The following is a 12,486-nucleotide window of genomic DNA, read 5'->3' as shown; positions in this document are numbered from 1 at the left end:
GTGTTCCAGCGAGCGCGGGCCTCTATGGTGCGTCAATCCGCCTTCGCGCCGGAAAGCTTGACGATGCGCGACCAGCGGTCGATGTCCTGTCGCAACTGCGCAGCGAAGGCCTCGGGCGTGTTGGCCACCACCTCGCTGCCGCCGTCGGTCACGAGCTTGGTCACTTCGGGCAGGCGCAGCGTGCGCACGATGGCTTCGTTCAGGTAGGCCACGCGCTCGGGCGGCGTGCCGGCCGGCGCGAAGAAGCCGTACCAGTCTTCGAAGCGGGCATTGGCGTAGCCCAGCTCCTCGAGTGTGGGCACCTTGGCGAACACGCCGATGCGGCGCGGGCTGGTGACGGCAAGCACGCGCAGCTTGCCGTTCTGCACCATGCCTGCGACCGAGGAGGTCGAGGTCACGAGCACGTCGACCTGCCCGCCGAGCAGGTCGGTGAGTGCCGGACCGGCGCCCTTGTAGGGCACATGCGTCATGTCCACGCCGCTGTCCTTTTGCAGCACCACGCCGACCAGGTGCGAGAGCGTGCCGTTGCCCGGCGTGGCATAGGTGACCTTGCCGGGGTTGGCCTTGGCGCGCGTGGCCAGGTCGGCAAAGGTCTTGTACGGCGAATTGGCTTCCACCACCAGCGCGAGCGGCGCCGCGTTGATCTGCGTGATCGGCATGAAGTTCTTCAGCGGATCGAAGCCGGGCGCCGAGTAGAGCGAAGGGTTCACCGCCATGATCGACACTTGCGAGGTCAGCACCGTGTAGCCGTCGGGCTTGGCCTCGGCCACCGACTTGGCGCCGATGTTGCCGCCCGCGCCGCCGCGGTTGTCCACCACCGCGGCCTGGCCCATGATTTCCGGCAGCCGCGTGGTCACCAGCCGGGCCGTGGCGTCGTTGCCGCCGCCCGGGGGAAAGGGCGAGACGAACTTCACCGTTTGCGAAGGAAAGCCGTTGCGCGCAGGCAGCGGCTGGGCCGAGGCAGGCTGCAGGGCCATGGCCGCCAGCCATGCGGCAGCGATGGAAAGGCGGGCAAGGCTCGGAATGCGAAAGACAGACGACATGACGGGACTCCTGGAATAGGAACTGACAACGACGAACGAACGAAAAAAGAGAAAGCGGAACTAGGCGTGTGGCGCGGTGGAAGCGGCGGGCAGCCTGAAAGCCGAGCGCTCCCGCGCGTCGAGCTGCGCGACCAGGCCGGTCTCCCAGGCGAGGTAGCGGCGCGCCGCTTCCTTGTTGCCGTCGTGGCGGTCGTGCACGAAGAACAGGTAGTCGATGCAGTCCGCATCCGCGGGCAGGGCGGGCGTGGCTTCCACCGGCAGGCCGGCGCCGCGCCATGCGGCCATGCTGCCTTCGAGCAGCAGCGGGGCGGGCGAAAGGCCGGCCAGCTCGGACGCCGCGGTCCAGGCCGCGAGCGCGGCGTCGTCGGCCACCAGCACGAGCTGGCGCGTTTCGTTCTTCAGGTCGTTGGCCAGGCGCGGGCGTATCGACCAGCGGGCCTGCGGGATGTGGCCGGCGCGGAACTGCATGCTCGGGCGCAGGTCGACCAGCGTCACATCGCCCTGCGCGAGGCGGGCGGACAGCGTCTGTGTATCGATCGTCGCCAGCGCAGGCGCGGACGGCGCGGCGGCGGCCGCGAGCGACAGCCCGCTCGCGAGCCCGCCTTCGAGCACGCTCGCATCGTGACCCATCTGCCGCAGCCAGTGCGCGACGGTGGGCGCGCGCACGCCATCGTCGTCGAACAGCACGAGCCGCGCGCCGCGCACGCCGAAGTACTGGTCGCCGGCCTGCATCAACTGCCCGCCGGGCGTGTGCTGTGCGCCGGGCAGCGTGCCGGCCGCGAATTCCTCGGGCGTGCGCACGTCGCAGAGAAACAGGCTGCGGCTGACATCGCCGGCCCATTGCTGGGCGGTCTGCGCCGTGACCGTGGGCACGCCGAAGCGTTCGGCCAGCGCTTTCGCGGCCGGCCGAAGATCGGCGTTGCCGCTGTCCGCCGGATAGCGCCGCGTGCCGCCGTGCTCCAGCCTGTGGTCGTTCAGGTACCAGCCCTGCGTGCCGTTCTCCAGCGCATAGACGGGGTTGGGCAGGCCCAGGTTGATGAGCGTCTGCGCGCCGATGATGCTGCGCGTGCGGCCCGCGCAATTGATGACGATGGGTGTGGTGGTGTCGGGCACCAGCCGGCGCACGCGGTAGGCGAGTTCGCCGTTGGGGCAGCAGGTGGCCGTGGGGATGTTCATCTTGTGGAACTCGCTCACCGGCCGGCCGTCGAGCACCACCACGTTCTCCTTGCGTGCCAGCATTTCGGCCAGCTGGTCGGCGCTCACGCGGGGCGTGTGATAGACCTCTTCGGCCAGTTCGCCGAAGGTCTTCGAGGGCAGGTTGACGCCCGCGAAGAGTGCATGGCCCGCGGCCTTCCAGGCGCGGGTGCCGCCCTGCAGAACGTGCACGTCGGTGTAGTCCAGCACGGCAAGCCGCCGGGCGGCACGTTCGGCCACGTCGGAGTCGCCGCCGTCATACACCACCACACGTACGCCGCGGCGCGGCATGAGGCGCGGCGCGTCGAGTTCGAGCCGGCTGAAGGGCAGGGGAATGCCGTAGAACAGATGCGCCTCGCCGTACTGGCCGTGCTCGCGCACGTCGAGCAGCGCGATCTCGCCGCCGTCGTGCAGCCAGGATTTGAGGGTCGTCGGGTCGATGAAAGAGGTCATGGGAAGCAAGCCGTTGGGACGAATGCAGTCCTGCGAGGCCGCGCCCTGCATGGCCCGCATGAAAGAAGACGAGGTTGAATGAGGGGCCTAGCGGCGCGTCTGCACGCCGATGCCCATCGTCTGGTACGTGCCGGCTTCCAGGTCGTACGCGGTGCGCTGGTTCAGCGTCTCGAGCGCACGGCCGTACATGTGCAGGTGCCGAATGACCTGCTCGCCCTGGATCTCGACCGAATGGATGTCCTCGGGCATCAGTGCGATGCCCTTGCCGGGCGCGACCACGACCAGCGCGGTTTCCTCGAGCTTGCCGACGCCCGGCACCGAGCCGTCGTCGCGCCGCTCGTACACGCGGTTGTGCTCGGTGCCTTCCACCGCAGCAATGCAGGCCCAGGTGGTGTGGTTGTGCGGCACGATCTTCTTGCCTGGGCGCATCACGTTGAGGTAGAGCGCATAGCTCTGGTCCGGGTCCTCGGCAATCAGGTAGCGGGCCTGGTGCTCGCCGGCCTCGGGCGCCGGAAAGTCGGCGGCGCCCCAGTAGTCGGTGCGCGCGGCCAGCCCTTGCAGCGAATCGAGCACCGCATCGAGCTTTTCGCGGGTTGGTTCAGCGCCGCCAATGGCTTTCTTCATCTGGGCGATGGACGCGGCAACCGCCTCGCGGCGTGGATCGGACAGGGTGCTCATGCAGGGTTCTCCAGTGGGGATGCTTGTCTTGGTGTGCATTCACTGTAGTGTCCGGGGCGTGACCCGACAATCCAGCCGGCGCACGAAATACATCAATAAAATTAATGTATGTCCACGCTCGATCTTGAATTGCTGCGCTCCTTCGCGGCCGTCGTCAGCCACCACAGCTTTGCGGCGGCGGCCGTGCACCTGGGGCGCACGCAGTCGGCCATCACGCAGCAGATGCAGCGGCTCGAAGAGCAGGTGGGCCACGCGCTGTTCGCCAAGCAGGGCCGGCAGAAGCGGCTCACCGAACATGGCGAGCGGCTCCTGACCTATGCGCACCACCTGCTCGCGCTCAACGACGAGGCGCTGCGGAGCCTCCGGCAGGGCGAACTCGAAGGCAACCTGCGCATCGGCGCGCCGCACGACGTGGCCGAGACCATGCTGCCGCTGCTGCTGACCGAGGTGGCGCGCACCTCGCCGCTGCTGCAGCTGGACATCCACATCGGCCGCAGCCCCTACCTGATGACCTCGCTCAAGAGCGGCGAGGTCGACATGATCATCTCGAACCGCGCCGATCCGCAGTTCGATGGCGTGGTGCTGCGCAATTCGCCGACCGTGTGGCTCTGCGCGGCCAGCTACGTGCACGACCCGGCCAAGCCGGTGCCGCTGATCATGGCGGATGGCCCGAGCATCTTCCGCCGCATCGGCCACGAGGCGCTCGACGCCGCGGGCGTGGCCTGGACGCCGCGCTACACCTCGTCGAGCCTGATCGGCATCAAGGCCGCGTTGCGCGCGGGCCTCGGCGTGACGGCGCGCGGCGTGGAACAGCTCGACGCAGGCCTGCGCGTGCTGGGTGCCGGCGACGGCATGCCGCGCCTGCCCGACCTGGCGTACTACCTGTACGTGCGCAGCCACGTGGTGAACCCGGTCACGCGGCAGGTGTTCGAGACGCTGAAGAAGCACTTGCGATTGCCGCGTACCGACATGCCGGCTTGAAATGTTCCGCACGCGTTGTGCACCGCCTGCTCACCTCGGCTTGGCGCGCGCTCCTGTTACCACCAGTGCGACCCCGCCCATCACCAGAGCGATCCCGGCCATGGTGAGCGCAGCCGGGATTTCCTTGAGAAACAGCACACCGATCAACGCAGCGAGCGCCGGCGCGAGGGCACCGAAAATGGCCGCCCTGGAAGCACCGAGCCGGCGCACGGCCTCGGTGTAGAAGTACATCCCGAGGATCGCGACCAGAATGCCTTGCGCGATCACCTGGAACCCGACAGCCGCCGGCGGCGCAGTGAAGATGTTCGGGGTGAACCAGAAGAAGTAGATCGGTGCGAACAGCACGGCGGAGCACACGTTCACCAGCGCGGTGGCGTGCCAGGGACTGATGCCGGAGCGGCGCTGCGCAATGGTGAAGCTTGCAAAGCACAGGCCTGCCAGCAGGAACAGCAGATCGCCCCGCCACTCGCCCGCCGCGCGGTTGGCAAGGAGCGCATAGCCGCCGATGCAGAGCACACCGGCGAGGACGACCGCCATGCCGCCAAGTTGCTGGCGGCTGAACTTTTCGCCGAACAGAACGCCGGACAACAGCGCCACCCAGATCGGCATCGTTCCGATCATGAGCGTGGCGACATGCGATGCGGGTGCGAAGCGCATGCCCACCGAACCGAGCATCATGAAAGGCACTCCCGCGCCCAGCACCATCACCAGCAGCCGCACGACGCCGATCTGTGCGAGGCCAAGGCCCTTTCGAGCCAGGATGGGCCACAGGAGCAGGGCCGAAACACCGAAGCGAAGAAACGTCACGTCATGCGGCCCCAGAGTGGTGGTCACGGCGAACCGCGTGGCCACCGACCAGCTCGACCAGATCAGCGCGACCGCAAGGCCGCACAGCACGCCCGCGGCCAGCGACTGCCGCCCCGCGGATCCCGCGAGTGTGGTGGAAGAAGCTGCGGACATGGCTACCTGCCCCTGCGCAGGATCTTGATGATGCCGATGGCGTCGTCCTGCGATTGCCCGGCCTGCATGGCTTCTGCAAACAGCGAACGGTTGGCCGTGGCAATCGGAAGCCACACGCCGCGTTGCTCGGCCTCGTCGCAAACCAGCCCAATGTCCTTGGCCACGTGGCGGATCGGGGCCTGCTGGGCAAAGTCGTTCGACACGAGCTTGGCGACTTTCGAGCGCAGCACGTCGTTGGCCAAGGGGCCGGCCTGCGCCATGTCGAGAAACTGCTGCACGTCGAGGCCGATGCCTGCAGCGAAGTGGGTCGCCTCGGAAATCGCCTCGAAGCAGGCGATCAGCAAGAGCTGATTGGCCAGCTTCATGCGCATGGCCATGGGGACCGGGCCGCAGCGAACGGTCTTCTTTCCGATCGCATCGAACAGTGGCTGCACGTGGTCGATGTGCTCCTGTTCGGCGGCCGACGCCAGGATCACGAGCTGCGCCGTTTCGGCGGGCTGCCTGGAGCCCGAGACCGGTGCTTCGACGTGGCGGGCGCCCGCGGCCGCGAGGCTGGTGCCAAGCGCCGTCGAGTACGCCGGTGCCACGGTGGCCATCAACACGATGGTCCGGCCGTTCACAGGCGCGGCAATTGCACCCTCCGGGGAGCGCTCCAGGACCTGGTCCACCTCCAGATGACTCGGAACCATGATGATGATGGCTTCCGACGCCGCGAAAACCTGGCCCGGCGTGTCTGCGACCTCGATGCCCAAGGGGCGCAGCACATCGCAGCGAGCGGGCGTCCGGTTGTAGACCGTGACGCTGTGCCCGGCCTTCTTGAGATTCTTCGCCATGGGTTCTCCCATGACGCCAGCACCGATAAGCCCGATTTTCATGATGATGTTCTGCGGGTATTCCTGACTCAGGAAACCATTGCCTTGTTGAAGTTGCAGAGAACTCTAAAGAGAATGAGCCTGGCAAAGAAACGACAAATACAGAACGAACAGTTCAGGGAAGGCGATGCATGGAGTTCTCGGATCTGCAGATTTTTCGGACCGTGGTCCAGGCCGGCGGCGTGGTGCGGGCGGCCGAGGTGCTGCATCGCGCACAGTCGAGCGTGACCGCGCGCATCAAGGTGCTGGAAGAAAAGCTGGGCGTTTCGCTGTTCCTGCGCGAGGGGCGCCGAATGCAGCTCACGCCCTCGGGAAAGATACTTGTCGGCTACGCCGATCGCATGCTCGACCTGGCCAGGGAGGCGGCCAGCGCCATCAAGTCGGATCGGCCCACCGGGGTGCTGCGCCTCGGCGCAATGGAAAGCACGGCTGCGGCCCGCCTGCCCGAGCCGCTTGGCCGTTTCCACGAGCGCTACCCCGAGGTGGCGTTGGAACTCTTCTCGGGCGATCCTCTCGACCTGATCAAACAGGTTCTTTGTTCGGAACTGGATGCAGCGCTCATCGCGGACCCCGTCTCCGACCCTCGGCTCGAGTCCATCGAGATCTATGACGAAGAGCTTGTGATCGTCGCCGAGGCCAGGCATGCACGCATTTCGTCGCCGAAGGATCTGCCATCGAAGACGATTCTTGCCTTTCATCCAGGCTGCCCGCATCGCAAGAGACTCGAGGACTGGTTCCTGCGCGGCCGCGTCGCGCCCGGGCGAATCGTGGAGGCCGGCTCCTACCACCTGATTCTTGGTTGTGTCGCCGTCGGCATGGGGATTGCGCTGGTGCCGTACAGCGTGCTCGACAGCTATGCGGAGCGCGATCGCCTGAGCGTCCACAGGCTGCATTCGAAGTTCGGCCGCGCCAAGACGAGGTTGGTGTGGCTCAAGGAAGCCCCTCAGACCAAGATACTCGCGCTGTCGGCCGTCTTGCTGGAAAGCTACGGCGCGTAATAGGAAGCCCCCGCGCTAAGTCGCCCAGATGCGCGGCGAACTCGCCGGCAACTGCCAGAGCTCGGCGCGCCACGCCTGCCACACCTGCCGCAGCAGCTGCATCGCGGGCTCGACCACCGGCGCCAGCACGCGCAGCACGACGATCTCCGCATGCGGGCTGGTCGCGCCGGCGCTCTCCTGCAGCCCGTGCGCATCGATGGCTGTGCGTGCGAGCGCAAGCAGCGCCTCGCGCCGCGCCCGCGCGGCCGGCGTGCCCGACACGAAGAACAGCGACGCGATGCAGCGATGCCCGCCGAAGCCCAGCGGGCTCTGCAGCAGCCGATGGTCCGCTGCGTCGATGCGCCCGCGCTCCAGCCACACGCCCGGCACTTCGATGTGCTGCAGGTAGGTGCCGCGCTCGAACGGCTGGTTGGCATTCGGCAGGCCGAGGGCCGTCACGTCCCAGCCGATCATTTCGGCGCCGGGCTCGGCCTCGATGGTGAGCCGGTTCTCGGCGCGGCAGCCGCTGTAGCAGATGGCCTCCAGCGGCAGCCACTCGAGCCGCGCGCCCTTGGCAAGCCGGATGCGCGTGCGCTGCAGCGCGAGCTCGCCTTCGGAGCGGTAGAAGCGCGACGCGCCCGGCGTGGTGATCAGGCCATGGCTCCCATCGGCCGCCTCGATGTCGATGTCCAGCGTGTCGCCGCCCACCAGTCCACCCGGCGGATGCACCAGCACGTTGTGGCAGATCGCATCGCCCTCGGGATAGAGGCTTTGGAGAATGCGCAGCGGCCCGTCATGGCGAAAGCGCGCAACGCTGCGGGCGGCTTCCTGTCGGTAGTCAAGATGAAGATGGGCGTGCCAGGACATCCAACGAGTCTATTCGCCCCGCACGGCTCTCCGTGGCTAGCTGCCCCAGGCGCCGTCGTGCGCAGCGCTCGCTTCGTCGAGCAGCGCGGGCCCAATGCATTCGATCGGATGCGGCGAGGCGCGGAACACGTCACGGCACGACAGCTCGGCATCGCGCTGGTCCTGCCGCTCGCCGCGGAACACGCGCAGCCGCTCGGCGTCGATGCCGAACACCACGCGGCCGATGTTCGACCAGAAGATCGCGCCCGCGCACATCACGCAGGGCTCGCCCGATGCATAGAGGGTGGCGCCGGCGAGTTCCTCGCGCGAGAGGCCGCGCCCCGCAAGTGCGCGCAGGGCGTTCACCTCCGCATGCGCCGTGCAGTCGCCGGTCTCGGCGTTGCTGTTGCCGGCTTCGGCCAGCACTTCTCCGGTTGCCGAGACGATGACCGATCCGAAGGGCCGGTTGCCGCGGCGGCGCGCCGCATGCGACCAGACGATGGCCTTGCGCAGGTAGCGTCCGTCGCGTTCGTCGAGGGTGGTTTCTTCGGGGAGTATGGAATTGCTGTTGCTGAAGTTCATGCCTTGATGGGAATCATGCGTTCGTTGCGCGATGGCAGCATCGACGTGTTGATGATGGCGTCGGACGAGGGCTTGACCTTGAGGCCGAGTATGTCGGCGACCCACTGCTCGAGCGTGAGCTTCTCGATGTCGCCCAGGCCGTGGCCGCGCGCAAAAAAAAGCAGAAGGTACTTCAAGAGCAATTTCCGGGCGAGCGCACAAGGGTGGTGCGTGCGCTGCTGAACGCTTCTACTCTCTCGCGGGAGTTCATGCACGACCCATGCCAGAGCCGCATGCCACGGTTTTTTGCTCGGACATTGCGGCTTGGGCTTGGACGCGTGGCCGATGCGCGCCACAATCCGGGCGCGCAATTTGCATGGCAGGTGGCGCAGAGTAGAAGCGTTCAGCCCTTGCGGCAGGAAATTGCTCTTTCAGGTTCGTTCGTACCCACGCGCAACAGAAGGAGTCCACGCATGCTCGTCACCCAACAACCCGTCTTCCGCAAGTTCTGGCATGCCGTCATGCCGCTCACCGAACTGGCCAACGGCCCGAAGCCCTTCACGCTGCTGGGCGAAGACATCGTTCTCTTCATCGATGCCGACGGCCAGCCCGCCGCGCTGCGCGACCGCTGCTGCCATCGCACAGCGAAGTTGTCGAAAGGCTGGTGCGTCGATGGCGAAGGCAAGGCCTGCGGCCAGGGCGCCATCCAGTGCGGCTACCACGGCTGGACCTACGACCGCAGCGGGCAGGTGATCCGCATTCCGCAGTACGAGGCCGACCGCAAGATCTCGCCGGAGTACCGCACCACCGCCTACCGCTGCACCGCGCGCTACGGTCACGCATGGGTGGCGCTCGAGGAGCCCATCGCCGACATTCCGGCGATTCCGGAATTCGACGACCCGGGCTACCGCACGATCTTCCAGTTCTACGAAGAGTGGCAGACCAGCCCGATGCGAGCCCTCGAGAACTCGTTCGACAACTCGCATTTCAGCTTCGTGCACCGCGCCACCTTCGGCGTGGCCGCGAGCCCGAAACCGAGCAAGTACGAACTGGTGGAGAACGAGGGCGGCTTCCATGCCGAGACGGTGATCGAGGCGGTCAACCCGGCGAAGTTCCACGCCATCAGCGGCGTGACCGAGCCGATCACCACGCGCCATATGCGCAACGCCTACTTCCTGCCGTTCTCGCGCCGGCTCGACATCGAATATCCGAGCGGCGTGCGCCACATCATCATCAACTGCTTCACGCCCATCGACGACGGCCGCATGCAGCTGTGCCAATGGCTGTTCCGTAACGACACCGAGGCCGACTGCACGGCGCAGATGCTGATCGACTTCGACGAGGCGGTCACGCGCGAGGACAAGGACATCCTCGAATCGACCGACCCCGACGCGCTGGTGGACACGCGCCGGCGCGGCGTCGAGTATTCGATGGAATCGGACCGGCCCGGCATGCTGATCCGCAAGCACCTGATGCAGCTGCTGGCGAAGCACGGCGAGGCGGAGGTCCATCGCGGCATGACCGGCGCAGTCATTCCGATAGCAAAGGCCGCCTGAGCGGCCGCTGCATCAAGCGTGTGCCGTCGCCGGGTTCGGGCGCGTTGCGCGCGATGAGCCCTGTTCGTAGCGGTCCATCGCCAGGCCATCGGTGCGGATCTCCGGACGCTGGCCGGTCACGAGGTCGGAGATGAGCTTGCCCGAGCCGCAGGCCATGGTCCAGCCGAGCGTGCCGTGGCCGGTGTTGAGGAACAGGTTTGCATAGCGCGTGGCGCCGACGATGGGCGTGCTGTCCGGCGTCATCGGGCGCAGGCCGGTCCAGAAGGTGGCGCGCGGCAGGTCGCCGCCGGGGAAGAGGTCGCTCACCACTTTTTCGAGCGTGGCGCGGCGGTGCGGATTCAGCCGCAGGTCGAAGCCCCCGAGTTCGGCCATGCCGCCCACGCGGATGCGGTTGTCGAAGCGCGTGACGGCCACCTTGTAGGTTTCGTCGAGCACGGTCGATTGCGGCGCCAGCGATTCATCGACCAGCGGCACGGTGAGCGAGTAGCCCTTGACGGGGTACACCGGAATGTCCAGCCCCAGCGATGCGATGGCGGCGCGCGAATAGCTGCCGAAGGCCATCACGTAGCGGTCGGCCGTGAGGATCTTGCCGGCGCTGGTGCGCACGCCGGTGATGCGGTCACCCGCCATCTCGAGCCCTTCGACCGCCTGGCCGAAGCGGAAGTCCACGCCCATGCCGCGCGCAATGTCTGCCAGGCCGCGGGTGAACAGGTGGCAGTCGCCAGTCTCGTCGTTCGGCAGGCGCAGGCCGCCCGTGAGCCGGTCGCGCGCGCCGGCCAGCGCGGGTTCGACGCGCGCGAGCGCATCGCGGTCGAGCAGTTCGTAGGGCACGCCGCATTCCTCGAGCACCGCGATGTCGCGCTGTACCGCGTCGAGCTGCGCCTGCGTGCGGAACAGCTGCAGCGTGCCGCCGGTGCGGTGTTCGTAGCGCAGGCCGGTTTCCGCGCGCAGCTGCTGCAGGCAGCCGCGGCTGTACTCGGCCACGCGCATCATGCGTTCCTTGTTGACTGCGTAGCGTTCAGGCGAGCAGTTGCGCAGCATCGCCGCCATCCAGCGCAGCTGGAACAGCGTGCCGTCGGGCCGGATCGACAGCGGCGCGTGCTTCTGGAACATCCACTTGATGGCCTTCAGCGGAATGCCGGGCGCGGCCCATGGCGTCGAATAGCCCGGCGACACCTGCCCGGCGTTGCCGAAGCTGGTTTCCTCGGCCGGGCCGGCCTGCCGGTCGAGCAGCGTCACGTCGGCGCCGGAGCGCGCGAGATAGTAGGCCGTGGTGGTGCCGATCACGCCGCCGCCGAGAACGATGACTTTCATGGGTATTTACGCGAATGAAGGTGAATGCATGGAATCTAAAGTGCATAATGCAGTGGATTTCATTGTTTTTGGAAGTTTTGCAGTGAAATTTCCTGCAGAGAACCTGCCAACTGCCTGCGCGAAGTGAAATGCCCGAACTCGACCGTATCGACCGCAAGATCCTCGACGTGCTGCAGCGCCAGGGCCGCATTTCCATGACCGAACTCGCCGAGCGCATCGGCCTGTCGGCATCGCCTTGCGCCGAGCGCGTGAAGCGCATGGAGCGCGACGGCGTCATCAGCGGCTACCACGCGCATGTGTCGCCCGAGGCGCTGGGCAAGACGCTGCTGGTGTTCGTGGAGATCAAGCTCTCGGCCAAATCGGGCGAGGTGTTCGACAAGGTGCGCAAGGAGCTGCTGCACATGCCCGAGGTGCTCGAGTGCCACCTGGTGTCGGGCAGCTTCGACTACCTGGTGAAGGCACGCCTGAGCGGCATGAGCGAATACCGGCACCTCTTGGGCGACATCCTCAAGAAGCTGCCCGTGGCGGCGGAATCGCACAGCTACGTGGTGATGGAGGAGATCAAGGAAACACTGATGCTTGCGGTCGACCGCTGAGCAGGGTTGCGGGCTACCATCGCGCCCGGCATTCACACCCCGCAAGGACATCGGCATGAGCATCACGGTCCGGCGCGACGGCATCACCGGCACGCGTCACATCCTCAAGATCCGCAACCACGAGATTCCCATCGATGCCTCGGAGGCCGGCGGCGGCAGCGATGCAGGTCCGCAGCCGCACGACCTGTACGACGCGTCTCTGGCCGCCTGCAAGGCGCTCACCGTGCTGATCTATGCGCGCCGCAAGGGCATGCCGGTGGAAGACATCGAGGTGGTCGTCGACCGCGACGACAGCGAGGAGCGCAAGGGCGTCTACCGGCTGAAGTCGAGCTTGCGCGTGACCGGCGAGCTGACCGAGGCGCAGCGCGACGAACTGCTGCGCGTGGCCGGCAAGTGCCCGGTGCACCGGCTCATGACCGAGGTGAAGACCGAGATCGAGACCGGCTGGGCCTGAA

At 66.9% G+C, this 12,486-nt stretch carries 14 protein-coding genes; 5 read left to right on the top strand and 9 right to left on the bottom strand.

Translation table 11 applies throughout. The features are described from left to right. Nucleotides 1-32: 32 nt before the first annotated feature. The 3 genes from VAPA_RS20380 to VAPA_RS20370 form a co-directional block, all read right to left on the bottom strand. Nucleotides 33-1,043, bottom strand: coding sequence for a Bug family tripartite tricarboxylate transporter substrate binding protein (locus tag VAPA_RS20380; RefSeq protein ID WP_021008653.1), 1,011 nt, complete (start codon nucleotides 1,041-1,043; stop codon nucleotides 33-35). A gap of 60 nt (nucleotides 1,044-1,103) precedes the next feature. Next, the gene (locus tag VAPA_RS20375) at nucleotides 1,104-2,690 is read right to left on the bottom strand and encodes a rhodanese-like domain-containing protein (RefSeq protein WP_041946534.1); all 1,587 of its coding nucleotides are present in this window, start codon (nucleotides 2,688-2,690) and stop codon (nucleotides 1,104-1,106) included. An 87-nt stretch (nucleotides 2,691-2,777) separates the two neighbouring features. Continuing rightward, nucleotides 2,778-3,368: a mercaptosuccinate dioxygenase gene (locus VAPA_RS20370; RefSeq protein ID WP_021008651.1), complete on the bottom strand. Its 591-nt coding sequence runs from the start codon at nucleotides 3,366-3,368 to the stop codon at nucleotides 2,778-2,780. A gap of 108 nt (nucleotides 3,369-3,476) precedes the next feature. On the opposite strand from VAPA_RS20370, the gene VAPA_RS20365 reads away from it, so the two are divergent. Continuing rightward, nucleotides 3,477-4,349: a LysR substrate-binding domain-containing protein gene (locus tag VAPA_RS20365; RefSeq protein WP_021008650.1), complete on the top strand. Its 873-nt coding sequence runs from the start codon at nucleotides 3,477-3,479 to the stop codon at nucleotides 4,347-4,349. 30 nt (nucleotides 4,350-4,379) lie between these two features. Here the strand turns inward: VAPA_RS20365 and VAPA_RS20360 are convergent, their stop codons facing one another. Continuing rightward, on the bottom strand, nucleotides 4,380-5,309 hold the full coding sequence (locus VAPA_RS20360; RefSeq protein ID WP_021008649.1) for a DMT family transporter: 930 nt from the start codon (nucleotides 5,307-5,309) through the stop codon (nucleotides 4,380-4,382). 2 nt (nucleotides 5,310-5,311) lie between these two features. Next, the gene (locus VAPA_RS20355) at nucleotides 5,312-6,184 is read right to left on the bottom strand and encodes an NAD(P)-dependent oxidoreductase (protein ID WP_021008648.1); all 873 of its coding nucleotides are present in this window, start codon (nucleotides 6,182-6,184) and stop codon (nucleotides 5,312-5,314) included. A gap of 128 nt (nucleotides 6,185-6,312) precedes the next feature. Here VAPA_RS20355 and VAPA_RS20350 point away from each other — a divergent pair, with 128 nt between their 5' ends. Beyond that, nucleotides 6,313-7,179 (top strand): LysR family transcriptional regulator, encoded by an 867-nt coding sequence (locus VAPA_RS20350; protein WP_021008647.1) that lies wholly within the window; start codon nucleotides 6,313-6,315, stop codon nucleotides 7,177-7,179. Between the two features lie 15 nt (nucleotides 7,180-7,194). On the opposite strand, the gene VAPA_RS20345 is transcribed toward VAPA_RS20350, so the two are convergent. From VAPA_RS20345 to VAPA_RS20335, 3 genes are read right to left on the bottom strand one after another with little or no spacing between them, the layout of a single operon-like run. Further along, complete coding sequence (locus VAPA_RS20345) at nucleotides 7,195-8,025, bottom strand: urease accessory protein UreD (protein WP_021008646.1); 831 nt, start codon at nucleotides 8,023-8,025, stop codon at nucleotides 7,195-7,197. Between the two features lie 36 nt (nucleotides 8,026-8,061). After that, nucleotides 8,062-8,586, bottom strand: a complete 525-nt coding sequence (locus tag VAPA_RS20340) for a nucleoside deaminase (RefSeq protein ID WP_021008645.1) — start codon at nucleotides 8,584-8,586, stop codon at nucleotides 8,062-8,064. Further along, complete coding sequence (locus VAPA_RS20335; protein WP_041946177.1) at nucleotides 8,583-8,762, bottom strand: hypothetical protein; 180 nt, start codon at nucleotides 8,760-8,762, stop codon at nucleotides 8,583-8,585. Before VAPA_RS20335 ends, VAPA_RS20340 begins: the two co-directional genes overlap by 4 nt. Nucleotides 8,763-9,038: 276 nt before the next feature. Here VAPA_RS20335 and VAPA_RS20330 point away from each other — a divergent pair, with 276 nt between their 5' ends. Continuing rightward, nucleotides 9,039-10,121 (top strand): aromatic ring-hydroxylating dioxygenase subunit alpha, encoded by a 1,083-nt coding sequence (locus tag VAPA_RS20330; RefSeq protein ID WP_021008643.1) that lies wholly within the window; start codon nucleotides 9,039-9,041, stop codon nucleotides 10,119-10,121. Between the two features lie 12 nt (nucleotides 10,122-10,133). On the opposite strand, the gene VAPA_RS20325 is transcribed toward VAPA_RS20330, so the two are convergent. Continuing rightward, nucleotides 10,134-11,435, bottom strand: coding sequence for a D-amino acid dehydrogenase (locus VAPA_RS20325; protein WP_021008642.1), 1,302 nt, complete (start codon nucleotides 11,433-11,435; stop codon nucleotides 10,134-10,136). A 128-nt stretch (nucleotides 11,436-11,563) separates the two neighbouring features. On the opposite strand from VAPA_RS20325, the gene VAPA_RS20320 reads away from it, so the two are divergent. Together VAPA_RS20320 and VAPA_RS20315 are read left to right on the top strand one after the other, a co-directional pair. Then, a complete protein-coding gene (locus VAPA_RS20320; RefSeq protein ID WP_021008641.1) occupies nucleotides 11,564-12,031 on the top strand; it encodes a winged helix-turn-helix transcriptional regulator in 468 nt (155 codons plus the stop codon). A 55-nt stretch (nucleotides 12,032-12,086) separates the two neighbouring features. Next, complete coding sequence (locus tag VAPA_RS20315) at nucleotides 12,087-12,485, top strand: OsmC family protein (protein WP_021008640.1); 399 nt, start codon at nucleotides 12,087-12,089, stop codon at nucleotides 12,483-12,485. Nucleotide 12,486 lies beyond the last annotated feature (1 nt).

This window comes from Variovorax paradoxus B4 (assembly GCF_000463015.1).
GTDB lineage: Bacteria > Pseudomonadota > Gammaproteobacteria > Burkholderiales > Burkholderiaceae_C > Variovorax > Variovorax paradoxus_E.
Note: the sequence above shows the minus strand (reverse complement) of the source record. Positions and strands in the feature narration are given on the sequence as shown.